This is a genomic window from Pseudomonas sp. BT-42-2 (genome assembly GCF_025847435.2).
GTDB lineage: Bacteria > Pseudomonadota > Gammaproteobacteria > Pseudomonadales > Pseudomonadaceae > Aquipseudomonas > Aquipseudomonas urmiensis.
On record NZ_JAOYTM010000008.1, the window covers coordinates 309352 to 333479 of the forward strand.

Here is a 24128-nt window from a genome sequence, read left to right on the forward strand (position 1 = left end):
AGCGATGAATGACGGCAACAGAAACCCGTTCCTGACGGTACGGCCGTCAGGAAGGGGATGACAGGTTGCGAATTCGCTTAGTACTGCGGGAAATTTCCGATAGCTCGCGACGAAGCGTCTGATGAACTATCGGCAGCCCGAGCCCATCACGCCGTTCAGGCAAGATGGGCAGGCGGGTCTATTTCTCCACGCTCACGCCGTAGAAGGCGTTCAAGGCGAAGGGGCTGATCTTGAAGTCCTTAACCTTGGCGCTCATGGGCTGGTACACGGTGGAGTGGGCGATCGGGGTGATCGGCACCTGCTCCTTGAGGATGTGCTGCGCTTGCTTGTACAGCTCGGTGCGCTTGGCCTGGTCGGAGGTGGCCTTGGCCTGCTTGATCAGGTCGTCGTAGGGTTTGTAGCACCACTTGGAGAAGTTGTTGCCGTCGATCGCATCGCAGCCGTAGAGGGTGCCCAGCCAGTTGTCCGGGTCACCGTTGTCACCGCTCCAGCCGATCAGCATGGCGCCTTGCTCGCCACCCTTGGAGCGCTTGATGTACTCGCCCCACTCATAGCTGACGATCTTGGCCTTGATGCCGATCTTGGCCCAGTCCGATTGCAGCATCTCGGCCATCAACTTGGCGTTGGGGTTGTATGGGCGCTGGACTGGCATGGCCCACAGGGTGATCTCGGTGCCTTCCTTGACCCCAGCCTCCTTGAGCAGCTGCTTGGCTTTTTCCGGGTCGTACTTGGCGTCCTTGATGCTGGTGTCGTAGGACCACTGGGTCGGCGGCATGGCGTTGACTGCCAACTGGCCGGCGCCCTGGTAGACCGAATCGATGATCTGCTGTTTGTTGACCGCCATGTCCAGCGCTTCACGCACCTTGAGCTGGGCCATCGGGTTGGGCTGGTTGCTGCCCTTGATCTGGTCCATCACGTTGTAGGCGATGTAGCCGAGGTTAAAGCCGGCCTGTTGCGGCATTTGCAGCTTTTTGTCGGCCTTGAGCGGCTCGATATCGGCAGGGCGCGGGAACAGGGTGACCTGGCACTCGTTCTTCTTGAGTTTTTGCATGCGCACCGAGGCGTCGGTGGTGATGGCGAAGATCAGGTTGTCGATCTTCACGTCCTCAGGCTTCCAGTAGTCCTTGTTGCCCTTGAAGCGAATCTGCGCGTCTTTCTGGTACTTGCTGAACACGAACGGGCCGGTGCCGATCGGCTTCTGGTTGATCTCGGCGGCCTTGCCTTCCTTGAGCAACTGGGCGGCATACTCGGCCGACTGGATCGAGGCGAAGCTCATGGCCAGGTTCTGAATGAACGCTGCGTCAACCTGATTGAGGTTGAAACGCACGGTGTGCTCATCGACTTTCTCGACCTTGGCGATGTTGCTGTCCATGCCCATGTCGGTGAAGTACGGGAATTCGGTGGGGTAGGCTTTGCGGAACGGGTCGTTCTTGTCGAGCATGCGATTGAAGGTGAATAGCACGTCGTCGGCATTGAATGGCCGGCTGGGCTTGAAGTAATCGGTAGTGTGGAACTTGACCCCTTCACGCAGGTGGAAGGTGTAGGTCTTGCCGTCGTCGGAGACATCCCACTTAGTGGCCAACCCCGGGATCACCGCAGTGCCACCGCGTTCGAACTGAGTCAAGCGGTTGAACACGGTCTCGGCCGAGGCGTCGAAGTCGGTTCCGGTGGTGTACTGCCCTGGGTCGAAACCGGCTGGGCTGCCTTCGGAGCAGAACACCAGGTTGCTTGCAGCGAGGGCGGACGGTGCGCTGGCAAGCAAGCCTGCGCCGACCAGGAACGGAATGACTGCGTGTTTGAGCATGGTGGCCTCATTGTTGTCATTTTTGGATTTGAGGTGGCCTCGTGAGCCGACCTGCGGATACTTATGCAGGGGGTGTTCCCAATGCAACACCATGAAGGATAGCTGGCGTCAAAAAAGTGGTACGGGCGTACATCAATGTCGCATTGATGTAAGTTTCGCCGAAGTTGATCGTTTGCGAGGGGGAAATGCTGGCATTTTGCCGAATATTTCGAGGGCAGAATGCAATAGGGATGCACCCTAAAGGTGCGTAGGAAGGATCTTAAAACTCTGTAAGCAGGCCCTTTGCGACCATTGCTTTAGGGAAGGTGCCTTAACAAGCCGCTCCCCCAGGGTTCAGCACTTCTCTTCAGAACAGCGCTAACCTTGTGGGAGCGGGTTTACCCGCGAAGGGCTGCACAGCAGCCCAAAAAATACCCAAGACTCAGCCGATCAAGGCATCTGCACTTCGATCAAGCCATCGGCATTCATGCTGACTTCACTGGTACCGGCTTCAATATCCGGTGCCGGCGCCGCCTCGTCAGCTCCCATCGCTTTCATCGCCATCGGTGCGCTGCGCAGGTAAGGGCGGGGATAGCCGCTGCTATTGAGGTTCAGGTTGACCACTTTATAGCCCTTGCCGCCAAGCGCTTCGGTGGCCAGTTGTGCGCGAGCCTTGAAAGCGTTGACTGCATCCTTGAGCAGCTCGTCCTCGCTGGTCTTGCGGGTGTTCGGCGCAATGGAGAAGTCCATGCCGCCCATCTTCAGCTCTTGCAGCAACTCGCCGGTGAGTTTGGACAGGGCTGGGAAGTCGGCGCTTTCCAGGCGCAGCTCGGCGCGTTCGCGCCAGCCGGTGATCTTCTGGCCTTTGCTGTCATACACCGGGTAGCTGTTGCGGCTGCCCTGGCTGATCTTCACTTCCTTGACCTGGCGGGCCTGTTGCACGGCCTTGTTCATGGTCTCGGTGATCTCCTTGGCCAGCTTGCCCGGGTCGCTGTTCTGGGCTTCGCTGTACAGGGTCACGACCATCAGGTCGCGGGCAACCTCCTTGCTCACTTCAGCGCGCAGCGACACCTGGTTGTAACGTGGCTCATCGGCTGCCAATGCAGGCAGACTGGCCAGCAGGCCGCAGGACAGAATCAGGGCAGTGCCGCGACGAGGGATTTGCATGAGTGACTCCTTGGCGAATTGAAGGCGTGGGGATTGGCGTTCCATTCCACGCATGGCCCATCAGACCGGCAACAGTGTAGTGGGTTCACAAATGCCATCATCAACCTGTGACAAAGTGTGGCGCTTTGCCGCATCACTGCAGCGAGGGGCCCGGCTTCGGTATACTCCAGCCGATTTTCCTGGAGCACTCATCAGGAGAGCTCATGCTCGCTGCCGCACAACCGCTGTCCGCTACCCGTCAGAACCTCTGGCGCCTGACCGTCATTCGCGTACTGGTCCTGGCCGCTCAAGCAGGCTCGGTAGGCGTTGCCTACTGGACCGAACTGCTACCGCTGCCCTGGCTGTCGCTGGTGGTAACGCTCGCCCTGTCTTCGCTGCTGTGTGCCTTCACCGCCTTGCGCTTGCGCCTGTCGTTGCCGGTCACCGAGCTTGAGTACGCCTTCCAGCTGGCCTGCGACTTATTTATCCACAGTGTCTTGTTGTACTACTCCGGTGGCTCGACCAACCCGTTCGTGTCCTATTACCTGGTGCCGCTGGCGATCGCTGCGGTGACCTTGCCGTGGATCTACTCGCTGGTGCTTTCCGGCCTCGCCCTGGCGGCCTACAGCCTGTTGCTGGTGCAGTTCTACCCGCTGGAAACCTTGCCGCTGGCGCGCGACAAGATGCAGGTCTATGGCATGTGGCTGAGCATCGCCCTGGCCGCCGCGGTGATCACCTTCTTTGCCGCGCGCATGGCCGAGGAGCTGCGCCGCCAGGAGCAACTGCGCAGTGAGCGCCGCGAAGAAAGCCTGCGAGACGAGCAACTGCTGGCGGTCGCCACCCAGGCGGCCGGTGCTGCCCACGAGTTGGGTACGCCGCTGTCGACCATGAGCGTGCTGCTCAACGAGATGCGCCAGGATCACCACGACGCCCAGTTGCAGGAAGACCTCGCCGTGCTGCAGGACCAGGTCAAGCTGTGCAAGCAGACCCTGCAACAACTGGTGCGCGCCGCCGAGGCCAATCGGCGCATGGCCATCGTCAAGCAAGATGTCACTGCCTGGCTGGACGAAGCACTCAACCGCTGGCACCTGATGCGTCCGGAAGCCAGCTACCGCTTCCAGCGCTTGCAAGATGGCCAGGTCCCGCAGCTGACGCCGCCGCCGGACCTCACCCAGGCCCTGTTGAACCTGTTGAACAATGCTGCCGATGCCTGCCCGGATGACCTGGAAGTGCGTCTGGACTGGGACGACCAGGACATCATTATCAGCATCCGCGACCATGGCCCGGGGATTCCCCCGGCCATTGCCGAGGCAATCGGCAAACCCTTCTTTACCACCAAGGGCAAGGGCTTCGGCCTTGGCCTGTTCCTGAGCAAGGCCAGCGTTACCCGTGCGGGCGGCTCGGTGAAACTCTATAGTCATGAGCAGGGCGGCACCCTTACCGAGCTGCGCCTGCCCTATGGCAAGCGAGGAGATGAACGATGAGCGATGAAATTCAGGTTGAAGGCGAAGAGCTGCCGCATTTGTTGCTGGTAGACGATGACGCCACCTTCACTCGGGTCATGTCCCGTGCCATGAGCCGCCGCGGGTTCCGCGTGAGCACCGCATCCTCCGCTGAGGAGGGCTTGCTCCTGGCCCAGAACGACCTGCCGGACTACGCCGCCCTGGACCTGAAGATGGACGGCGACTCAGGGCTGGTGCTGCTGCCCAAGCTGCTGGAGATGGATCCGGAAATGCGCGTGGTGATCCTCACCGGTTACTCGAGCATCGCCACGGCAGTCGAGGCGATCAAGCGCGGCGCCTGCAACTACCTGTGCAAGCCGGCCGATGCCGATGATGTGCTGGCGGCGTTGCTGTCTGAGCATGCCGACCTGGATTCGCTGGTGCCGGAGAACCCGATGTCGGTGGATCGCCTGCAGTGGGAGCACATCCAGCGCGTGCTAGGTGAGCACGAGGGCAATATCTCTGCCACCGCACGAGCGCTGGGCATGCACCGGCGTACGCTGCAGCGCAAGCTGCAAAAGCGCCCCGTTCGCCGCTGAGTGTGGAGCGCTTGGATCGGTTGGCAGAGGGCCTTGTCCCGCCTGCAAGCCGATCCAGGCGCCACAAAAACCAGCTGAGTCTGAAGGGTATTTCCTTTTATTGCAGGCAAATGCCCGCACCTTGCGCAGCTCGCGTATCATTAGCGCCCTAACGACAACCCTAGGACCGCTCGCGAATGCTCGCCCTTCTCATCCAGACGCTGAACATCACCGCACCGGTGTTCGCCATGCTGTTCATGGGCGTACTCCTCAAGCGTATTCGCCTGATCGACGACAACTTCAACAAAGTCGCCTCTTCGCTGGTGTTCAACGTCTGCATGCCTGCCTTGCTGTTTCTCGGTATCTACCACGCCGACCTGCAAGCAGCGATCAAACCCGGCGTCATCCTCTATTTCATCGCCGTTACCCTGGTCGGCTTCGCCATGGCCTGGGGCCTGGCTATCTGGCGGGCGCCGCTGGCTGAGCGCGGTATCTATACCCAAGGCGCATTTCGCGGCAACAACGGCGTGATCGGGCTGGCCTTGGCCGCCAGCCTCTATGGCGACTACGGCATCTCGCTGGGCGCGGTGCTCGCGGGCCTTGTGATCCTCATGTACAACTCGCTGTCGGCGGTGGTGCTGGCGGTGTACAGCCCGGACCTCAAGTCCGATCCATGGAGCATCTGCAAGAATATCTTCAGCAACCCGCTGATCATCAGCGTGTTGCTGGCCACTCCGATGGCCTACGCCCAGGTGCCACTGCCCAACTGGCTGCTGACCTCCGGCGACTATCTGGCGCAGATGACCCTGCCGCTGGCGCTGATCTGCATTGGCGGCACCTTGTCGCTGGCGGCGCTGCGCGACAGTGGCAAGCTGGCCATCGACGCCAGCCTGGTGAAGATGGTCTGGCTACCGCTGGTGGGCACCTTGGGCGCCTGGCTGTGTGGCTTCCGCGGTGCCGAGCTGGGCATCCTGTTCCTGTACATCGGCAGCCCCACGGCTGCGGCCAGTTATGTCATGGCGCGCGCGGCCAATGGCAACCATGAGTTGGCGGCGTCGATCATCGTGATCACCACGCTAATGGCAGCGATCACCACCAATATCGGCATCTTTATCTTGCAGTGGGGCGGATGGATCTAGATCCTGACTGCAAACAACTCCAATAACACTGCCTCCTGACCAAAGGACACTTCATGCAAGACCAGAACACGCCTGAGCGGTTACAGCGCGGGCTGAAAAACCGCCATATCCAGCTGATCGCGCTGGGCGGGGCGATCGGTACCGGGCTGTTCCTGGGCATCGCCCAGACCATCCAGCTGGCCGGTCCGTCCGTTTTGCTGGGCTATGCCATCGCTGGCCTGATGGCCTTCTTCATCATGCGCCAACTCGGCGAGATGGTGGTCGAAGAGCCGGTTGCCGGCAGCTTCAGCCATTTTGCCCACAAGTACTGGAGCGAGTTCGCCGGCTTTGTCTCAGGCTGGAACTACTGGGTGGTGTATGTGCTGGTGGGCATGGCCGAGCTGACTGCCGTGGGCATCTACGTGCAGTATTGGTGGCCAGATTTCCCCACCTGGGCCACGGCCGCGATCTTCTTCGTCGCAATCAACCTGATCAACCTGACCCAGGTGAAGGTCTACGGCGAGCTGGAGTTCTGGTTCGCGCTGGTCAAGGTGATTGCCATTGTCAGCATGATTGGCTTTGGCGCCTGGCTGCTGACCAGTGGCCATGGCGGCCCGGATGCCAGCGTGGCCAACCTGTGGCAGTACGGCGGTTTCTTCCCCAATGGCGTCACCGGTTTGATCATGGCCCTGGCGGTGATCATGTTCTCCTTCGGCGGCCTGGAGCTGGTCGGTATTACCGCAGCCGAAGCGGACAACCCACGGGTGAGCATCCCCAAGGCTACCAACCAGGTGGTCTATCGCATCCTGATTTTCTACATCGGCGCGTTGGCGATTCTGCTGTCGCTGTACCCCTGGCAAAAAGTGGTGCAGGGCGGTAGTCCGTTCGTGATGATCTTCCATGAACTGGACAGCGACCTGGTGGCGACGATCCTTAACGTGGTGGTACTGACTGCCGCGCTGTCGGTGTACAACAGCTGCGTGTATGCCAACAGCCGTATGCTGTTCGGTCTGGCCAGCCAGGGCGATGCGCCACGCCAGCTGCTCAAGGTCAGCCGCCGCGGTGTGCCGTTGACGGCACTGGGCGTGTCGGCTGCGGCCACCGGCTTATGCGTGCTGATCAACTACCTGATGCCAGGCGAGGCCTTCGGCCTGCTGATGGCGCTGGCGGTGTCGGCGCTGGTGATCAACTGGGCCAGTATCAGCATTACCCACTTGAAGTTCCGCAAGGCCAAGATCGAGTCGGGTGAGACGCCGTTCTACCGTAGCTGGGGGCATCCGGTGACCAACTACCTGTGCCTGGCGTTCATCGTGCTGATTCTGGTGGTGATGTACCTGACTCCGCCGATTCGTATTTCGGTGATGCTGATTCCGGTGTGGATTGCGGTGCTGGGTGCAGCGTTCCACCTGAAGAAAAAACGTCAAGCCGCCAAGGGCTGAAGAGCGCGTCGGCCCTATCGCGGGGCAAGCCCGCTCCCACGCAACCTATGTGAACCCATAGAAGTACCGTGGGAGCGGGCTTGCCCCGCGATAGGGCCGGCCCTGACACCTTAACCTTCGTAGCTGTCGATCACTTCCTGCGCAGCACGGAAGGCATCAATCGCCGCAGGCACCCCCGCATACACGGCGCAATGCAGCAACGCCTCGCGAATCTCTTCCACCGTACAGCCATTGTTCAGCGCCCCACGCACATGCCCCTTGAGCTCTTGCGGGCACTTCAGTGCAGTCAGGGCCGCCAGGGTGATCAGGCTGCGGGTCTTCAACGGCAAGCCGTCACGCGACCAGACACTGCCCCAGGCATGTTCATTGACGAAATCCTGCAACGGCTGGGTGAAATCGGTGGCGTTGTTCAGTGCGCGGTCGACGAACGCGTCGCCCATTACTTGGCGGCGGACCTGCTCGCCAGTCTTTGCTGCATCGGCCATGTTGTTTTCCTTAGTGTTGGCGGCGCCAGGCACGTAGGGTGGTGTACAGCAGAATCACCCCAAGCACTGGCAGGACATAGAACAGCATGAGGTTTTCCAGCCGCCCGGCCAGCGGCATGCCGGTGGTGAAGGTCACCACGTGCAGGCCGTAGGCCAGGTACAGGCAGAGGAACACCAGCCCTTCGGCGCGGGTGACGCGGTAGCCTGAATAGAACACTGGCAGGCTCAGGGCGGCGACGCCGAGCATCACCGGCAAGTCGAAATCCAGCGCGTTGGGCGATATCGACAGCGGGGCGGGGGTGACCAGGGCTGTGAGGCCCAGCACCGCCAACAGGTTGAACAGGTTGCTGCCGATCACCGTACCTACGGCGATCTCGCGCTCGCCGCGCAGGGCGGCGATCAGTGCGGCAGCCAGCTCCGGCAGTGAGGTGCAGACGGCGACCACGGTCAGGCCAATGATCCGCTCCGACAGCCCCAGGTCGGTCGCGACTTCGACGGCAGCCTCCAGCAGCAGGTGGCCAGCCACACTCAACAGCCCCAGGCCGAGCAGAATCTGCAGCACGGCGCCGGTCCAGAAGCGCCCAGAACTGCTTGGCAGTGGACCGGGTGCGGGATAGGTGCGGGCATAATGGCGGGATTGATGCCAGAGCATCGCCAGATAGCCGACCAGGCCAATCACCAACAGCAGCCCCTCCAGTCGCCCCAATTGGCCGTTGGCTGCTAGCAGGTAGACCAAGGCGCTGGCGGCAACCATCAGCGGGATATCCAGCCGCACCAACTGGCGCGAGACGCGCAGAGGGATGATCAGCGCGGCGAGGCCAAGGATCACCAGCACGTTGAAGATGTTGCTGCCGATCACGCTGCCGACCGCCACATCCGGCGCGCCCTGGTAGGCCGCCTGCAGGCTCACGGTCAGTTGCGGTGCGGTGCTGCCGAACGCCACCAGGCTCAGGCCGATGATCAGTGGCCGCACGTGCAAACGAGTTGCCAGGCGCAGGGCGGCGCGCACCAGCAGTTCGGCGCCGAGCACCAGCAATAGCAAGCCGAAGCCCAGTTGCAGAAGGCTGAAAGTGGGAAGGGTGGCCAGGTCGAAAATGGTCAGGGCTCCAGTCGGATCAGTCGCTCAGACCTTGTACCCGGACTCGCGCAGTTCCGCTACGGATCATGCCGATTTTTTCTGCGGCGGCGCGGGAGAGGTCGATCAATCGGCCGCGGGTGTGTGGGCCGCGGTCGTTGATGCGTACCACGACGCTGCGCTGGTTGGCCAGGTTGGTGACCAGTACCCGGCTGCCGAAGGGTAGGCTGCGGTGGGCGGCGGTCAGGCCATGTTGGTTGAACGGTTCGCCGCTGGCGGTACGTTTGCCGTGGTGGCGTGAGCCGTAATAGGAGGCGGTGCCGCTGGTGTCGTATCCGCGAGGGTCGATATCGTGGCTGGCACAGCCGGCCAGCAGGGAGAAAAGCGCCAGGGCGCTGAGGCTACGCCGCATTCTGGGTGGTGCTCCTGAGTGAGTCATCGCGGGGCAAGCCCGCTCCCGCATGAGCGTAGAGCTCACCTGGGAGCGGGCTTGCCCCGTGATTGGGCTTACCCTTCGAGCTTGGCCTTGAGCAATTGGTTCACTTGCCCCGGGTTGGCCTTGCCTTTGGACGCTTTCATCGCCTGACCGACAAAGAAGCCGAACATCTTGCCGCGCTTGGCCTCGTCTGCGGCGCGGTACTGTTCGACCTGCTCGGCGTTGGCCGCCAGCACTTCGTCGAGCATCTTGTCGATCGCGCCGGTGTCGGTGACCTGCTTGAGGCCTTTGCTCTCGATGATGCTGTCAGCATCGCCTTCACCGGCCGCCATGGCCTCGAACACGGTCTTGGCGATCTTGCCGCTGATGGTGTTGTCACGAATGCGCAGCAACATGCCACCGAGCTGTTCGGCGCTGACCGGCGCCTGGTCGATCTCCACGCCCAGCTTGTTCAGCAGGCTGCCCAGCTCGACCATGACCCAGTTGGCGGCAAGCTTGGCGTCGCCACCAATCTTCACCACTTGCTCGAAGTAGTCCGCTTGTTCACGGCTGGAGGCCAGCACGTTGGCGTCGTAGGCCGACAGGCCATACTGGCTCTGGAAGCGCTCGACCTTTTGTGGCGGCAACTCCGGCAGGCCGGCGCGGACGGTTTCGAGGAAGCTGTTCTCGATGACCACCGGCAGCAGGTCAGGATCGGGGAAGTAACGGTAGTCGTTAGCTTCTTCCTTGCTGCGCATGGAGCGGGTTTCGTCTTTGTTCGGGTCGTACAGGCGGGTTTCCTGGACAACCTTGCCGCCGTCTTCGATCAGGTCGATCTGGCGCTGGATCTCGCTGTTGATCGCGCGCTCGATGAAGCGGAACGAGTTGACGTTCTTGATCTCGCAGCGGGTGCCGAACTCGGCCTGACCTTTCGGCCGGATCGAGACGTTGCAGTCGCAACGCAGCGAGCCTTCGGCCATGTTGCCGTCGCAGATGCCCAGGTAGCGCACCAGCGCATGGATCGCCTTGACGTAGGCTACGGCTTCCTTGGCGCTGCGCATGTCCGGTTCGGAGACGATCTCCAGCAGCGGCGTGCCGGCGCGGTTCAGGTCGATCCCGGTGGCGCCATTGAAGTCTTCGTGCAGGCTTTTGCCAGCATCTTCTTCAAGGTGCGCACGGGTGATGCCGACGCGCTTGAGGGTGCCGTCTTCCAGAGCGATGTCCAGGTGGCCCTTGCCGACGATCGGCAGCTCCATCTGGCTGATCTGATAGCCCTTGGGCAGGTCAGGGTAGAAGTAGTTCTTGCGCGCGAAGACGTTGCGCTGGCCGATTTCGGCATCGATGGCCAGGCCGAACATGCAGGCCATGCGCACGGCTTCCTGGTTGAGCACCGGCAGTACGCCAGGCATGCCCAGGTCGACCAGGCTGGCCTGGGTGTTCGGCTCGGAACCGAAGGTGGTGGCGCTGCCGGAGAAAATCTTCGACTGGGTGGCGAGCTGGGTATGAATCTCCAGCCCGATCACAACTTCCCATTGCATGTGTGAATTCCTCAGAAGCCGTTGGGGGCGCGGGTGTGCCAGTCGGTGACTTGCTGGTAGCGGTGCGCGACGTTGAGCAGGCGGCCTTCCTGGAAATACGGCGCCAGCAGCTGCACGCCCACTGGCAGGCCTTCGACGAAGCCGGCTGGCATCGACAGGCCCGGCAGGCCCGCCAGGTTGGCAGTGATGGTGTAGACGTCTTCCAGGTAGGCGGCGACCGGGTCGCTGCTCTTGGCGCCAAGCTTCCAGGCCGGGTTCGGCGTGGTTGGGCCAAGGATCAGGTCGACCTGCTCGAAAGCCGTCATGAAGTCGTTCTTGATCAGGCGGCGGATCTTCTGCGCCTTCAGGTAGTAGGCGTCATAGTAACCGGCCGACAGCGCGTAGGTACCCACCATGATCCGCCGTTGCACCTCGGTGCCGAAGCCTTCGCCACGCGAGCGCTTGTACAGGTCGGTGAGGTCCTTCGGGTCTTCACAGCGGTAGCCGAAGCGTACGCCATCGAAACGCGACAGGTTGGAGGAAGCTTCCGCCGGGGCGATCACGTAGTACGCGGGGATCGCGTGCTGCATGTTCGGCAGGCTGATTTCCTTGACCACTGCGCCGAGCCTCTCCAGCTCCTTGACGCTGGCCAGGACCAGGTCGGCGATGCGTGGGTCGAGGCCGGCACCGAAATATTCTTTCGGCAGGCCGATGCGCAGGCCCTCGAGCGGTGCATTGAGGTTGGCGCTGTAGTCCGGCACCGGCTCATCGATGCTGGTCGAGTCCTTGGCGTCGAAGCCGGCCATGCCTTGCAGCAGCAGTGCGCAGTCTTCGGCGGTGCGCGCCAGCGGGCCGCCCTGGTCGAGGCTCGAGGCGTAGGCGATCATGCCCCAGCGCGAGACGCGGCCGTAGGTCGGCTTGAGGCCGGTGAGGTTGGTCAGCGCTGCCGGCTGGCGGATCGAGCCACCGGTGTCGGTGCCGGTAGTCACCGGCAGCAGGCGTGCAGCCACGGCAGCGGCGGAGCCACCCGACGAGCCGCCAGGCACGTGCTCGAGGTTCCACGGGTTCTTCACTGGGCCATAGTGGCTGGATTCGTTGGCCGAACCCATGGCGAACTCGTCCATGTTGGTCTTGCCCAGGGTGACCATGCCGGCTTCGGCCAGCTTGGCGACCACGGTGGCGTCGTACGGCGCCTTGAAGTTGTCGAGCATCTTCGAGCCGCAGCTGGTGCGTACGCCGTTGGTGCAGAACAGGTCCTTGTGGGCGATTGGTGCGCCCAACAGCGCACCGGCTTCACCCGCAGCGCGGCGGGCGTCGGCGGCACGCGCCTGGCCCAGGGCCAGGTCTTCGGTGACGCTGATGAAGCTGTTCAGTTGCGGGTCGAGTTGCTTGATCCGCGCCAGCAGGGCGCCGGTCAGCTCTTCGGAGGAAAACGACTTGTCGGCGAGTCCGCGGGCGATCTCGGCCAGGGTCAATTGATGCATGGCAGGTGCTATCCCTTACTCGATGACTTTCGGAACCAGGTACAGACCGTTTTCGGTCGATGGGGCGATGGCCTGATAGCTATCGCGCTGATTGCTTTCAGTGACCTGGTCGGGGCGCAGGCGTTGGCTGGCCTCCAGGGGGTGGGCCAGAGGCTCGATACCGCTGGTGTCGACGGCTTGCATCTGGTCGACCAGCCCGAGAATACTGTTCAAGGCATCGGTGATGCGTGGCAGTTCGCCTTCATTCAGGCCCAATCGGGCCAGATGGGCGATCTTTTCCACGTCGGAGCGTTGAAGCGCCATTGGGGATCTCCAGGGAAACAAAACGGATTAGGTCCGCGATCAGGAACATGCCAGCATTTTGGCGGTCAAAGGGCCGCGATCATCTGCAGGCTTGCTCGGAAAAACTGCCAATTTAACATATTGGCTCCTTGCCCAAAATCCCTGCCATTGTTAGAGTTTGCCGCACTTTTTTACCCACGCTTTCCCCAGGGTCACTTTCCCATGTTCAAGAAACTGCGTGGCATGTTTTCCAGCGATCTTTCCATCGACCTGGGTACTGCCAACACCCTTATTTACGTGCGTGAGCGCGGTATCGTCCTGAATGAGCCCTCGGTTGTTGCCATCCGTACCCACGGCAACCAGAAAAGCGTCGTCGCCGTCGGTACCGAAGCCAAACGCATGCTGGGCCGTACGCCTGGCAACATTGCTGCCATTCGTCCGATGAAGGACGGCGTGATCGCCGACTTCAGCGTTTGTGAAAAAATGTTGCAGTACTTCATCAACAAGGTCCACGAAAACAGCTTCCTGCAGCCCAGCCCACGTGTGCTGATCTGCGTGCCGTGCAAATCGACCCAGGTCGAGCGTCGCGCCATCCGTGAGTCGGCCCTTGGCGCCGGGGCACGTGAAGTGTTCCTGATCGAAGAACCCATGGCTGCCGCTATCGGTGCGGGCCTGCCGGTCGAAGAGGCGCGTGGTTCGATGGTCGTCGATATCGGTGGTGGTACCACTGAAATCGCCCTGATCTCGCTCAATGGCGTGGTCTATGCCGAGTCCGTTCGTGTTGGCGGCGACCGCTTCGACGAAGCGATCGTGACCTACGTGCGCCGTAACTACGGCAGCCTGATCGGCGAATCCACTGCCGAGCGCATCAAGCAGGAAATCGGCACCGCCTACCCAGGTGGCGAAGTGCGTGAAGTCGACGTGCGCGGCCGTAACCTGGCCGAGGGCGTGCCACGTGCCTTCACCCTCAACTCCAACGAAGTGCTCGAAGCCCTGCAAGAGTCGCTGGCGACCATCGTTCAGGCGGTCAAGAGCGCCCTGGAGCAGTCGCCGCCTGAGCTGGCCTCGGACATCGCCGAGCGCGGCCTGGTGCTGACCGGTGGTGGCGCCCTGCTGCGCGACCTGGACAAGCTGCTGGCGCAGGAAACCGGCCTGCCGGTGATCGTCGCCGAAGACCCACTGACCTGCGTCGCCCGTGGCGGCGGCCGCGCGTTGGAAATGATGGACAAACACGCCATGGACCTGCTCTCCAGCGAGTGATCCACGGTGTTGTCCAACGTTCGGTAATGATCGCCCGGTTTACAGGTGGCACGTGCAGTGCTACCTGTATGCGCTGGGCTGGCGTCCGTTGGGCGCTGTTTACGTCAACCTGCAGCAGGCCGGTGCATTGTTCCATGTCCAATGACCTCCTGAATCGTCGTCCACGAGGAACGGCCCATTAAACCGCTTTTCTCCAAGGGCCCTTCGCTGGGCGTTCGTCTGCTGGTGCTGGTGGTCCTGTCGGTCGCGCTGATGGTGGTCGACTCGCGCTTTGCCTTGCTCAAACCGGTACGCAGCCAGATGGGGCTGGTGCTGATGGAATCCTATTGGCTGACCGACCTGCCGCAGCGCGTGTGGCAAGGCGTCGCCAGTCAGTTTGGCAGCCGTACCGAGTTGGCCGCCGAGAACGAGAAGCTCAAGACCGAGGCCCTGCTGCTGCAAGGGCGGCTGCAGAAGCTGGCCGCGCTGACCGAGCAGAACGTGCGCCTGCGTGAGCTGCTCAACTCCTCGGCACTGGTCAACGAGAAGGTCGAGGTCGCCGAGTTGATCGGGGTCGACCCTAATCCCTTCACCCACCGCATCCTGATCAACAAGGGCGAGCGCGACGGCGTGTTCCTCGGCCAGCCGGTGCTCGATGCCCGTGGCCTGATGGGCCAGGTGGTCGAGTTGATGCCGTATACCTCGCGGGTCCTGCTGCTGACCGACACGACCCATAGCATTCCGGTGCAGGTCAACCGCAACGGTCTGCGCGCCATCGCCAGTGGCACCGGTAACCCGGAGCGTCTGGAGCTGCGGCATGTCGCCGATACCGCCGACATCAAGGAAGGCGACCTGCTGGTGAGCTCGGGCATGGGCCAGCGCTTCCCGGCAGGCTACCCGGTGGCGACGGTCAACGAAGTGATCCACGACTCTGGCCAGCCGTTTGCCATTGTCCGCGCCATCCCTACCGCCGCGCTGAACCGCAGCCGCTACATGCTGCTGGTGTTCAGTGACCGGCGCACACCGGAAGAGCGCGCCACCGAGGCGGCGATCGCCCAGGAGGAAGCCGACCGTAAAGGTGTGACACCGGCTCCGCTGAGCGGTAGCCCATCTACTGCGCCCGCCGCCGCCCCGGCCCCCGCTGCGCCGACAGGTGTCGCGCCGGCAACTCCGGCCGCACCTGCTACCCAGGGCGCAGCCCCCGTCAATCCGGCAGCGGCGCCTGTGGCGCCGAGCCAACCTGGGAGGCATTGATGGCCAGTTCGCGCAGTAAGAACGGTTGGTTCATCTGGCTGACCTTCGTCATTGGCCTGCTGCTCAGCGTTTCGCCGATGCCGCAGTTCATGGAAGTCTTCCGTCCGATGTGGCTGGCCATGCTGGTGTCGTTCTGGGCGCTGGCAGTGCCGAACAAGGTCGGCATGACCACGGCATTCATCCTCGGCCTGGCCGAGGACGTGCTGTATGGCACCCTGTTGGGGCAGAACGCATTGATCCTGACCCTGATCACCTTCCTGGTGCTGTCGTTGCAACAGCGCCTGCGCATGTTCCCTATGTGGCAACAGAGCCTGGTGATCCTGGTGATCTTCGGCATCGCCCAGCTGATCCAGCTGTGGTTGAGCGCACTGACTGGCAATCGCCTGCCGACCCTGGCGCTGGTTTGGTCGGCGGTCATCAGTGCCTTGCTCTGGCCGTGGATCAGCTTTGCCCTGCGCGATATTCGCCGCCGCTTGCACATCCACTGACCGGCAACGCCGCGACTGACAGGGAGCTGTCCCATGACCCCGCTGTACCTAGCCTCCGGCTCGCCGCGCCGTCGTGAACTGCTGACCCAGATCGGCGTGCCGTTCACCACGATCAGTGCCCCCATCGATGAAACCCCGTTGCCTGGTGAAACTGCTCCGGCCTATGTCGAGCGCTTGGCGCGGGCCAAGGCCGCCGCAGGTCTTGGCCAGGTGTCAGGCCCGGCGGTAGTGCTCGGTGCAGATACAGCGGTGGTACTCGATGGGCGCATCCTGGGCAAGCCTGAGAGCCGTGAACATGCCCTGGCCATGCTCGCCGACCTTGCAGGTCGTGAGCATCAAGTGCTCACTGCGGTAGCGCTGAACGATGGTCAGCGATGCTTGAGCCTGTGTGTCAGCAGCACTGTGCACTTTCGCCCGATCAGTAGCGACGAAGCGGCCCGCTACTGGGCCAGCGGCGAACCGCTGGACAAAGCCGGTGGCTATGCCATCCAGGGGCTGGGCGCGGTGTTCGTCACCGGCCTGGTCGGCAGCTACTCGGCAGTGGTCGGCTTGCCCCTGAGCGAAACCGCCGATCTGCTCGGTCAATTCGCCATTGCCTGCTGGCAACTGCCGGCGGCTCAGCCAGAGGATTGAACGCTTCGCTAGCCAGGGATCGGTCAGCGATCCATCATTATCCAAGACCTTTGACGAGAGCCTGCCATGAGTGAAGAGATCCTGATCAACATCACCCCGATGGAATCGCGCGTGGCAGTGGTGGAAAACGGTGTCCTGCAAGAGGTGCATGTCGAGCGCACCCAGCGCCGCGGCATCGTCGGCAACATCTACAAGGGCAAGGTGGTGCGGGTGTTGCCAGGCATGCAGGCCGCCTTCGTCGACATAGGCCTGGAGCGCGCAGCGTTCATCCATGCCTCGGAGATCTCCCAGCGCGAAGGCTCGGCGGTGGAAACCATCACGGCGCTGGTGCATGAAGGGCAGGCCTTGGTGGTGCAGGTGACCAAGGACCCCATCGGCACCAAGGGCGCTCGCCTGACCACCCAGCTGTCGATTCCCTCGCGCTACCTGGTGTACATGCCACGTAGCAGCCATGTCGGTATTTCCCTGAAGATCGAAGACGAAGCCGAGCGCGAGCGCCTCAAGCAGGTGGTCAGCAACTGCGTCGAGCAGGAGAACATCAAGGACGCCGGTGGCTTCATCCTGCGTACCGCCGCCGAAGGCGCGCGCCAGGAAGACATTCTCCAGGACATCCGCTACCTGCGCCGCCTGTGGGAGCAGATCGGCAGCCAGATCCAGACCTGCGGCGCGCCGACTGTCATCTACGAAGATCTCGGCCTGGCCCTGCGGACCCTGCGCGACCTGGTCAATCACAAGATCGAGAAAATTCGCATCGACTCGCGGGAAACCTTCCAGAAGACCACCCAGTTCGTCGGCGAGCTGATGCCTGAGATCGCCGACCGTCTGGAGCATTATCCTGGTGAGCGACCGATCTTCGACCTGTACGGCGTCGAGGACGAAATCCAGCGTGCCCTGGAGCGCAAGGTACCGCTCAAATCCGGTGGTTACCTGGTGGTCGATCCGGCCGAGGCGATGACTACCATAGACGTCAATACCGGCGCCTTCGTCGGTCATCGCAACCTTGAGGAAACCATCTTCAAGACCAACCTGGAGGCGGCCACCGCCATTGCCCGGCAACTGCGGCTGCGCAATATCGGCGGGATCATCATCATCGACTTCATCGACATGGAAGACGAAGAGCATCAGCGCCAGGTCCTGCGCACCCTGGAAAAGCAGCTCGAACGTGATCACGCCAAGACCAACATCATCGGCATCACCGAGTTGGGCCTGGTGCAGATGACCCGCAAGCGCACTCGTGAAAGCCTTGAGCAGGTCCTGTGCGAGCCATGCGCCGGCTGCCAGGGGCGCGGCAAGCTGAAAACCCCTGAAACCATCTGCTACGAGATCTTCCGCGAGATCCTCCGAGAGGCGCGCGCTTACCAGGCCGAGGGCTATCGAGTGCTGGCCAATCAGAAGGTGGTCGACCGCCTGCTCGATGAAGAATCGGGCAATGTCGCCGAGCTTGAAGCCTTCATCGGTCGAACCATTCGCTTCCAGGTCGAGTCCATGTACTCCCAGGAACAATACGATGTGGTGCTCCTCTGACGCGTTCTGAAACCCTTCGCCCGCTGGCGAAAACCACGCTTGGGGCCATAGTTAAGGCACGACTTGGAGGGCCATGGCCATGGGACGTCTGACCCGCGTTCTGAGCGCCTTGACCCGCTGGGGGCTGGGCCTGTGCGCCCTGTTGGCGGTGCTGGTGGCGCTGTATGTCAGCCTCGGTCGGCAACTGGTACCGCTAGTAGCCGAATACCGCGCTGATGTAGAGAGCAAGGCCGAGCAGGCCTTGGGCTTGGCTGTGCACGTAGGTGCCCTGGAAGGGCGCTGGAGCGGCCTGGCACCGGTGTTGCGCGTGCGTGATCTGCAAGTGGGCGAGGGCGCTGATGCCCTGCGTCTGGACGATGTGCGGGTGGTACCTGATCTGTGGGCCAGCCTCAAGGCGCGTGAAGTTCGCCTGGCACGGATTCAACTGGGCGGCCTGCAGCTGATTCTGCGCGAGGACGAGCAAGGCGCCTGGGTGCTCGAAGGCCTGCCGAAAAAAGACGATAGCCCGCTCGATCCTGCGCAAGCGCTGCAACGCTTGCAGCAGCTGGGCCGTATCGATGTGTTCGACAGCCAGGTGACCCTGCACCCCTGGCAGCGCCACCCGCTGACCCTCACCTATGTAAGCCTTGGTCTGCAGGCCGGCGCTTCGCGCCAGGCCGTCGACCTGCGTGCCACCTTGCCGGACGGCCAGCCGCTGGCAGTCAATCTGCGCAGTCGCGCCAGCGCCAGTGCTTGGCGTGAGGGCTCGTTGCAAGGTTACCTGAGCTTGCCGCAGAGCGATTGGGCGCGCTGGTTGCCGCCACGCTTGCTCGGCCAGTGGCAGGCCAACGCCCTCAAGGCCGGCGGCGAACTGTGGATCGACTGGCGCAAGGGCCAATTGCAGCAGGCGGCGGTTCGCCTCAATGCCCCGCAGTTACGCGGCGCCTATGGCCAGCGCAAAGCGGTAAGCCTGGAAGACCTGGCGCTTTCGGCGTGGGTCCAGCGCGATAAAGAGGGTTATGCAGTCGTCCTCGACTCGCTGGCGGCGAGCATCGGCAAGACCCGCTGGGAAACTCACCTGCAAGCACGCCAGCAGTTGGGCCAGACGCCTGCCGATGAAACCTGGTCCGTCCAGGCCGACCGCCTCAACCTGACCCCACTGACGCCGCTGATCAATGCCCTGGCACCGCTACCGGAAAAAGTCATGGCGGTAGTCGATGGCCTGAACGTGACAGGTGCCTTGCGCAATGTGCATTTGGATATCCGGCCCAAGGCCGAAGGTGATCAGCGTTTGCAGTTTGCCGCCAACCTGGAGCGAGTCGGTTTCGATGCCTATCATGGTGCTCCAGCGGCCGGGAATGTCAGTGGCAGCATCGCCGGCGACCTGGGCCAAGGCGAACTGCGCCTGGACACCGATGCCTTCATGCTGCACCTGTACCCGATCTTCGCCAAACCCTGGCATTACCAGAAGGCCAACGCCCAGCTGAACTGGCGCCTGGACAAAGAAGGCTTCACCTTGATCGCGCCGTATCTGAAGGTGCTCGGCGAGGAGGGCAAGATCGCTGGCGACTTCCTCATCCGCCTGCTGTTCGAAGAAGGGCGCGAAGACTACATGGACCTGCGCGTCGGCTTGACTGAAGGCGATGGGCGCTACACCGCCAAGTACCTGCCTGAAGTGCTCAGCCCGGCGCTCGATGAATGGCTGCGCAGCGCCATCGTCAAAGGCACGGTCGATGAGGGTTATTTCCAGTATCAAGGTTCGCTGAACCACGGCGCGACGCCTGAGGCGCGTAGCATCAGCCTGTTCTTCAAGGTGCGCGATGCAGCGCTGGATTTCCAGCCTGGCTGGCCGCAGGTGCAGCACGTTGCCGGTGATGTGCTGATCGAGGACAGCGGCGTGCGCATCAAGGCCCAGCGCGGTCAGTTGCTCGATACCCAAGTCAGCGATGTCAGCGTCGACATTCCTCATGTCGACGAAGGCCAGCACAGTCATCTGTATCTGGAGGGCGACTTCGATGGCGGCCTCGGCGACGGCCTGAAGATCCTCCAGCAAGCGCCGATCGGCACTGGCGAGATCTTTGCGGGCTGGGAAGGCGAAGGGCCGCTCAAGGGCAAGGTCAAACTGGATATTCCCTTGGCACGCGGCGAACGGCCGAAAGTGCGGGTGGATTTCACCACCGCTGATGCACGCTTGAAAGTCGCACCGCCAACCCTGGAACTGAACAAGCTCAAAGGCGATTTCAGCTTCGACTTCGACAAAGGCCTGAGCGGCAAGGACATCACCTTGCAGGCCTTCGGCAAGCCGGTCAGCGCGCAAATCAGCGCCGAAGGTCAGCCTGGCCAGATGCAGACCCGGATCAATGCCTCCGGCCAGGTGGCGCTCAAGGCCCTGACCGACTGGCTGCAGTTCAAACAGACCTTGCCAGCCAGTGGTGAGCTGCCTTATCAGCTGCAGTTGAGCCTGGGCAGCCGGGACAATCGCCTGAGCGTCAATTCGTCACTGAAGGGGCTGGCCATCGATTTGCCGGCGCCGTTTGGCAAGACTGCCCAGCAGACGCGTGATAGCCGCTTCAGCATGACCCTGCAGGGCGCCGAACGACGATTCGATGCTGCTTACAGCGATCTTGCCCGCTTTGCGTATGCCGCGCCGGGCGACAAGCTGGATCAGGGGCGCGGTGAGCTGCTATTGGGCACGGGCGAGGCGCAAGTGCCTTCTGGTCAGGGCCTGCGCGTGCGCGGCCGGCTGGACACGTTGGACCTGGAGCCCTGGCAGCAGCAGGCGCAACGCTTTGCCGGGCAAGACCCTGGCGGCAGTGCCCGGCAGAACTTGCAAGGGGTTGACCTGAGCATCGGCAAGCTCAAGGCCTTCGGTATGGACTTGAACCAGGCCGTAGTGCGCCTGGCCCGCGCTGCCAATGCCTGGGACCTGCGCCTGGACAGCCGCGAAGTGATGGGCAACGCACGCATCCCCGACGCCAAGGCGCAACCGATGGTGGTCAAGTTGCAGACGTTGCGTCTACCGCCTGCCGATCCTGCCGAAAGCCAGAGCGAGGATGGCCCCGATCCGCTGGCCACGTTCAACCCGCGTAAGGTGCCCGCGCTGGACCTGACCATCGACAAGCTGTACCGCGGCGACGATCTGTTCGGCAACTGGGCGTTGAAACTGCGCCCGACCACGCGCGGGGTTTCTTTCGATGATATCGATATCGAGATCAAAGGCCTGCACATCGATGGCAGCGGCGGCTGGGAAGGCGATCCAGGTGCTACCGGTAGTTGGTACAAGGGCCGGTTGGACGGCAAGAACCTGGCGGATGTGCTCAAGGCCTTCGGCTTCGCGCCAACGGTGACCAGCCGAGATTTTCGCCTAGATGTCGACGGGCGCTGGCCCGGCTCGCCGGCTGCAGTGGGGCTGAAAAACTACTCCGGCAGCCTCGATGCCGCGCTGCGCACCGGCCAGTTCGTCGAAGTCGAGGGCAGTGCCCAGGCCTTGCGGGTATTTGGCTTGTTGAACTTCAACTCGATCGGCCGGCGCCTGCGCCTGGACTTTTCCGACCTGTTCGACAAGGGCTTGGCCTATGATCGGGTCAAAGGCCTGCTGGTGGGCAGCGAGGGGGTCTACGTGACCCGTGAGCCGATCACCGTTACCGGGCCGTCGAGCAACTTCGAGCTCGATGGCACCCTGGACATGGTCCGCGATCGGGTCGACGCTAACTTGCGAGTGACCCTGCCGGTGACCAATAACTTGCCACTGGCGGCGCTGATTGTCGGGGCACCGGCCATTGGTGGTGCATTATTCCTGGTCGATCGGTTGATCGGTGACCGGGTAGCGCGGTTTGCCAGCGTGCATTATCGCGTCGAGGGGCCGTGGAAAGAGCCTAAAATCACCTTTGTGAAACCTTTCGAAAAGTCGCGCTAGGAGCTGGGATGAAGTCAGCGGTGATTCAGATGGTCAGCCAGGATGACGTTCTGGCCAACCTGCAGCGTGCCCAGGCCCTGCTCGAACAAGCCGCTGAGGGCGGGGCACGGCTGGCCGTGTTGCCGGAGAACTTCGCCGCCATGGGCCGACGTGACGCCGCAGCCATCGGTCGCGCCGAGGCATTGGGGCAAGGGCCTATCCTGCCCTGGTTGAAACGCACCGCCCGCGACCTCAAGTTATGGATTGTCGCCGGTACTTTGCCGTTGCCGCCGGTCGGCCAGCCTGATGCCAAGTCGCATGCCTGCTCGCTGCTGATCGACGAACAGGGTGAGGTGGCCGCTCGCTATGACAAGCTGCACCTGTTCGATGTCGATGTGGCGGACAATCGCGGCCGCTATCGCGAGTCCGATGACTATGCCCACGGCAGCCAGGTGGTGGTTGCCGATACGCCGGTGGGACGCGTTGGCCTGTCGGTGTGCTACGACCTGCGGTTTCCCGAGCTGTACAGCGCCTTGCGCGCAGCCGGGGCGGAGCTGATTACCGCGCCGGCGGCTTTTACCGCCGTGACCGGTACGGCGCACTGGGAGGTGCTGATTCGCGCGCGGGCGATCGAAACCCAGTGCTACCTGCTCGCTGCGGCGCAAGGTGGCACGCATCCCGGCCCCCGGGAAACCCACGGTCACGCGGCGATCGTCGACCCCTGGGGGCGAATCGTCGCGCAGCAGGCGAGCGGCGAAGCCGTCCTGCTGGCAGAACGTGACAGCGATGAACAAGCGTCCATACGGGCGCGGATGCCGGTGATCAAGCACCGGCGCTTTTTCTCGCAGGACGCCTTGCGGCCTGCGCACACCTCGGAGTGACTATGAGCGAGATGTTAACCACTGTCAGCGATCATCTGCTGGCGCCGGGCGGTCTGACCCTCGACAGCCTGCAATCAGTGCTGGGCGAGCTGGCCGGGCCAGGCATCGATGCCGCCGACCTGTACTTCCAAGGGCAGATCTCGGAAACCTGGGCCCTTGAAGACGGTATCGTCAAGGAAGGCAGCTTCAACCTTGACCAAGGCGTGGGCGTGCGTGCCCTGTCCGGTGAGAAGACCGGCTTCGCCTACAGCAACGCGATCAACCTTGAAGCGCTGACCTCGGCTGCCCGTGCCGCCCGCTCGATCTCCCGCGCCGGCCAGAACGGCACGGTGCAGGCCTTCCGCAGCCAGGACGTGGCTGCGCTGTATGCGCCGAACAACCCACTGGATGTACTTAGCCGGGCGGAGAAAGTCGAGCTGCTCAAGCGCGTCGATGTCGCCACGCGTGCGCTCGATCCACGTATCCAGCAGGTCAGCGTGAGCATGGCTGGGGTCTGGGAGCGCATCCTGGTCGCTGCCGCTGACGGCAGCCTGGCCGCCGACGTGCGCCCATTGGTGCGTTTCAATGTCAGCGTGATCGTCGAGCACAATGGCCGTCGCGAGCGCGGCGGGCAGGGCGGTGGCGGGCGTACCGACTACCGCTTCTTCACTGACGAGCGAGTCATGGGGTATGCCCGCGAGGCCCTTCGCCAGGCGTTGGTCAACCTTGAAGCGCAGCCTGCGCCAGCAGGCACCTTGCCTGTGGTGCTGGGGCCGGGCTGGTCCGGGGTATTGCTGCACGAAGCCGTAGGGCATGGCCTGGAAGGCGACTTCAACCGTAAGGGCAGCTCGGCCTACAGCGGCAAGATTGGCCAGCAGGTCGCCTCCAGCCTGTGCACCATCGTCGATGACGGCACCCTGCAAGATCGCCGTGGCTCGCTCAGCGTCGACGACGAAGGCACGCCGACCGAGTGCACCACGTTGATCGAGAACGGCATTCTCAAAGGCTATATGCAGGACAAGCTCAACGCACGCCTGATGGGCATGGCCGTCACCGGTAATGGTCGGCGTGAGTCCTACGCCCACCTGCCGATGCCGCGCATGACCAATACCTACATGCGTGCGGGCGAGAGTGATCCGGCGGAGATCATCGCTTCGGTCAAGAAGGGCATCTACTGCGCCAACCTGGGCGGCGGTCAGGTCGATATCACCAGCGGCAAGTTCGTCTTCTCCACCAGCGAGGCGTACTTGATCGAAGACGGCAAGATTACCGCGCCCGTCAAAGGTGCGACGTTGATTGGCAATGGTCCGGAGGCGATGAGCCGGGTGTCGATGGTCGGCAATGACCTGGCCCTGGACAGTGGTGTCGGGACCTGTGGCAAGGATGGTCAGTCAGTGCCGGTAGGGGTTGGGCAGCCGACGCTGAAACTGGATGCGATTACCGTAGGCGGAACCGGCGGGTGATTTCTGGGGCTGCGCTGCAGCCCCAAATG

Annotated in this window: 20 protein-coding genes; 12 read left to right on the plus strand and 8 right to left on the minus strand. The window is 62.6% G+C overall.

Annotated elements, in window-relative coordinates; translation table 11 throughout:
* Nucleotides 1–178 precede the first annotated feature (178 nt).
* Nucleotides 179–1804 (minus strand): ABC transporter substrate-binding protein, encoded by a 1626-nt coding sequence (locus OIU19_RS09820; protein WP_264234841.1) that lies wholly within the window; start codon nucleotides 1802–1804, stop codon nucleotides 179–181.
* Nucleotides 1805–2233: 429 nt separating this feature from the next.
* Entirely contained in the window at nucleotides 2234–2950 is a 717-nt protein-coding gene (locus tag OIU19_RS09825; protein WP_264234842.1) for an SIMPL domain-containing protein, read from the minus strand.
* Between the two features lie 203 nt (nucleotides 2951–3153).
* Between OIU19_RS09825 and OIU19_RS09830 the strand changes: the two genes are divergently transcribed.
* From OIU19_RS09830 to OIU19_RS09845, 4 genes are all read left to right on the plus strand, one after another.
* Entirely contained in the window at nucleotides 3154–4413 is a 1260-nt protein-coding gene (locus tag OIU19_RS09830; protein WP_264234843.1) for an ATP-binding protein, read from the plus strand.
* A complete protein-coding gene (locus OIU19_RS09835) occupies nucleotides 4410–4970 on the plus strand; it encodes a response regulator transcription factor (RefSeq protein WP_264234844.1) in 561 nt (186 codons plus the stop codon). Before OIU19_RS09830 ends, OIU19_RS09835 begins: the two co-directional genes overlap by 4 nt.
* A gap of 176 nt (nucleotides 4971–5146) precedes the next feature.
* On the plus strand, nucleotides 5147–6088 hold the full coding sequence (locus OIU19_RS09840; RefSeq protein ID WP_264234845.1) for an AEC family transporter: 942 nt from the start codon (nucleotides 5147–5149) through the stop codon (nucleotides 6086–6088).
* 53 nt (nucleotides 6089–6141) lie between these two features.
* On the plus strand, nucleotides 6142–7506 hold the full coding sequence (locus OIU19_RS09845; RefSeq protein ID WP_264234846.1) for an amino acid permease: 1365 nt from the start codon (nucleotides 6142–6144) through the stop codon (nucleotides 7504–7506).
* A 110-nt stretch (nucleotides 7507–7616) separates the two neighbouring features.
* Here OIU19_RS09845 and OIU19_RS09850 read toward each other — a convergent pair whose 3' ends face one another.
* The 6 genes from OIU19_RS09850 to gatC form a co-directional block, all read right to left on the minus strand.
* A complete protein-coding gene (locus OIU19_RS09850) occupies nucleotides 7617–7991 on the minus strand; it encodes a carboxymuconolactone decarboxylase family protein (RefSeq protein ID WP_264234847.1) in 375 nt (124 codons plus the stop codon).
* 10 nt (nucleotides 7992–8001) lie between these two features.
* Nucleotides 8002–9045: a calcium/sodium antiporter gene (locus OIU19_RS09855; RefSeq protein ID WP_264234899.1), complete on the minus strand. Its 1044-nt coding sequence runs from the start codon at nucleotides 9043–9045 to the stop codon at nucleotides 8002–8004.
* Between the two features lie 61 nt (nucleotides 9046–9106).
* Nucleotides 9107–9478, minus strand: coding sequence for a septal ring lytic transglycosylase RlpA family protein (locus OIU19_RS09860; protein ID WP_186554041.1), 372 nt, complete (start codon nucleotides 9476–9478; stop codon nucleotides 9107–9109).
* A gap of 95 nt (nucleotides 9479–9573) precedes the next feature.
* Nucleotides 9574–11019, minus strand: a complete 1446-nt coding sequence (gene gatB, locus OIU19_RS09865) for an Asp-tRNA(Asn)/Glu-tRNA(Gln) amidotransferase subunit GatB (RefSeq protein WP_264234848.1) — start codon at nucleotides 11017–11019, stop codon at nucleotides 9574–9576.
* 11 nt (nucleotides 11020–11030) lie between these two features.
* The gene (gatA, locus tag OIU19_RS09870; RefSeq protein WP_264234849.1) at nucleotides 11031–12482 is read right to left on the minus strand and encodes an Asp-tRNA(Asn)/Glu-tRNA(Gln) amidotransferase subunit GatA; all 1452 of its coding nucleotides are present in this window, start codon (nucleotides 12480–12482) and stop codon (nucleotides 11031–11033) included.
* Nucleotides 12483–12497: 15 nt separating this feature from the next.
* The gene (gene gatC, locus OIU19_RS09875; protein ID WP_186554038.1) at nucleotides 12498–12785 is read right to left on the minus strand and encodes an Asp-tRNA(Asn)/Glu-tRNA(Gln) amidotransferase subunit GatC; all 288 of its coding nucleotides are present in this window, start codon (nucleotides 12783–12785) and stop codon (nucleotides 12498–12500) included.
* Between the two features lie 201 nt (nucleotides 12786–12986).
* On the opposite strand from gatC, the gene mreB reads away from it, so the two are divergent.
* From mreB to tldD, 8 genes are all read left to right on the plus strand, one after another.
* On the plus strand, nucleotides 12987–14024 hold the full coding sequence (gene mreB / locus OIU19_RS09880) for a rod shape-determining protein MreB (RefSeq protein ID WP_003255163.1): 1038 nt from the start codon (nucleotides 12987–12989) through the stop codon (nucleotides 14022–14024).
* 177 nt (nucleotides 14025–14201) lie between these two features.
* The gene (gene mreC, locus OIU19_RS09885) at nucleotides 14202–15257 is read left to right on the plus strand and encodes a rod shape-determining protein MreC (protein WP_372353304.1); all 1056 of its coding nucleotides are present in this window, start codon (nucleotides 14202–14204) and stop codon (nucleotides 15255–15257) included.
* Nucleotides 15257–15745 carry a rod shape-determining protein MreD gene (gene mreD / locus OIU19_RS09890; RefSeq protein WP_186554037.1) on the plus strand — a complete coding sequence of 163 codons (489 nt, stop codon included), beginning with the start codon at nucleotides 15257–15259 and terminating at the stop codon, nucleotides 15743–15745. The genes mreC and mreD overlap by 1 nt, the downstream gene beginning before the upstream one ends.
* Before the next feature lie 33 nt (nucleotides 15746–15778).
* Nucleotides 15779–16378, plus strand: coding sequence for a nucleoside triphosphate pyrophosphatase (locus OIU19_RS09895; protein ID WP_264234850.1), 600 nt, complete (start codon nucleotides 15779–15781; stop codon nucleotides 16376–16378).
* Between the two features lie 66 nt (nucleotides 16379–16444).
* Nucleotides 16445–17902: a ribonuclease G gene (gene rng / locus OIU19_RS09900; protein WP_186554035.1), complete on the plus strand. Its 1458-nt coding sequence runs from the start codon at nucleotides 16445–16447 to the stop codon at nucleotides 17900–17902.
* A gap of 73 nt (nucleotides 17903–17975) precedes the next feature.
* On the plus strand, nucleotides 17976–21797 hold the full coding sequence (locus OIU19_RS09905) for a YhdP family protein (RefSeq protein ID WP_264234851.1): 3822 nt from the start codon (nucleotides 17976–17978) through the stop codon (nucleotides 21795–21797).
* A gap of 8 nt (nucleotides 21798–21805) precedes the next feature.
* Complete coding sequence (locus OIU19_RS09910) at nucleotides 21806–22657, plus strand: carbon-nitrogen hydrolase family protein (RefSeq protein ID WP_264234852.1); 852 nt, start codon at nucleotides 21806–21808, stop codon at nucleotides 22655–22657.
* A 2-nt stretch (nucleotides 22658–22659) separates the two neighbouring features.
* Complete coding sequence (gene tldD, locus OIU19_RS09915) at nucleotides 22660–24099, plus strand: metalloprotease TldD (protein WP_264234853.1); 1440 nt, start codon at nucleotides 22660–22662, stop codon at nucleotides 24097–24099.
* Nucleotides 24100–24128: the final 29 nt, after the last annotated feature.

Coding starts and splice junctions, on each gene's coding strand:
- OIU19_RS09820 (WP_264234841.1), bottom strand. CDS start 1,804: ATGCTCAAACACGCAGTCATTCCGTTCCTGGTCGGCGCAGGCTTGCTT.
- OIU19_RS09825 (WP_264234842.1), bottom strand. CDS start 2,950: ATGCAAATCCCTCGTCGCGGCACTGCCCTGATTCTGTCCTGCGGCCTG.
- OIU19_RS09830 (WP_264234843.1), top strand. CDS start 3,154: ATGCTCGCTGCCGCACAACCGCTGTCCGCTACCCGTCAGAACCTCTGG.
- OIU19_RS09835 (WP_264234844.1), top strand. CDS start 4,410: ATGAGCGATGAAATTCAGGTTGAAGGCGAAGAGCTGCCGCATTTGTTG.
- OIU19_RS09840 (WP_264234845.1), top strand. CDS start 5,147: ATGCTCGCCCTTCTCATCCAGACGCTGAACATCACCGCACCGGTGTTC.
- OIU19_RS09845 (WP_264234846.1), top strand. CDS start 6,142: ATGCAAGACCAGAACACGCCTGAGCGGTTACAGCGCGGGCTGAAAAAC.
- OIU19_RS09850 (WP_264234847.1), bottom strand. CDS start 7,991: ATGGCCGATGCAGCAAAGACTGGCGAGCAGGTCCGCCGCCAAGTAATG.
- OIU19_RS09860 (WP_186554041.1), bottom strand. CDS start 9,478: ATGCGGCGTAGCCTCAGCGCCCTGGCGCTTTTCTCCCTGCTGGCCGGC.
- gatB (WP_264234848.1), bottom strand. CDS start 11,019: ATGCAATGGGAAGTTGTGATCGGGCTGGAGATTCATACCCAGCTCGCC.
- gatA (WP_264234849.1), bottom strand. CDS start 12,482: ATGCATCAATTGACCCTGGCCGAGATCGCCCGCGGACTCGCCGACAAG.
- gatC (WP_186554038.1), bottom strand. CDS start 12,785: ATGGCGCTTCAACGCTCCGACGTGGAAAAGATCGCCCATCTGGCCCGA.
- mreB (WP_003255163.1), top strand. CDS start 12,987: ATGTTCAAGAAACTGCGTGGCATGTTTTCCAGCGATCTTTCCATCGAC.
- mreD (WP_186554037.1), top strand. CDS start 15,257: ATGGCCAGTTCGCGCAGTAAGAACGGTTGGTTCATCTGGCTGACCTTC.
- OIU19_RS09895 (WP_264234850.1), top strand. CDS start 15,779: ATGACCCCGCTGTACCTAGCCTCCGGCTCGCCGCGCCGTCGTGAACTG.
- rng (WP_186554035.1), top strand. CDS start 16,445: ATGAGTGAAGAGATCCTGATCAACATCACCCCGATGGAATCGCGCGTG.
- OIU19_RS09905 (WP_264234851.1), top strand. CDS start 17,976: ATGGCCATGGGACGTCTGACCCGCGTTCTGAGCGCCTTGACCCGCTGG.
- OIU19_RS09910 (WP_264234852.1), top strand. CDS start 21,806: ATGAAGTCAGCGGTGATTCAGATGGTCAGCCAGGATGACGTTCTGGCC.
- tldD (WP_264234853.1), top strand. CDS start 22,660: ATGAGCGAGATGTTAACCACTGTCAGCGATCATCTGCTGGCGCCGGGC.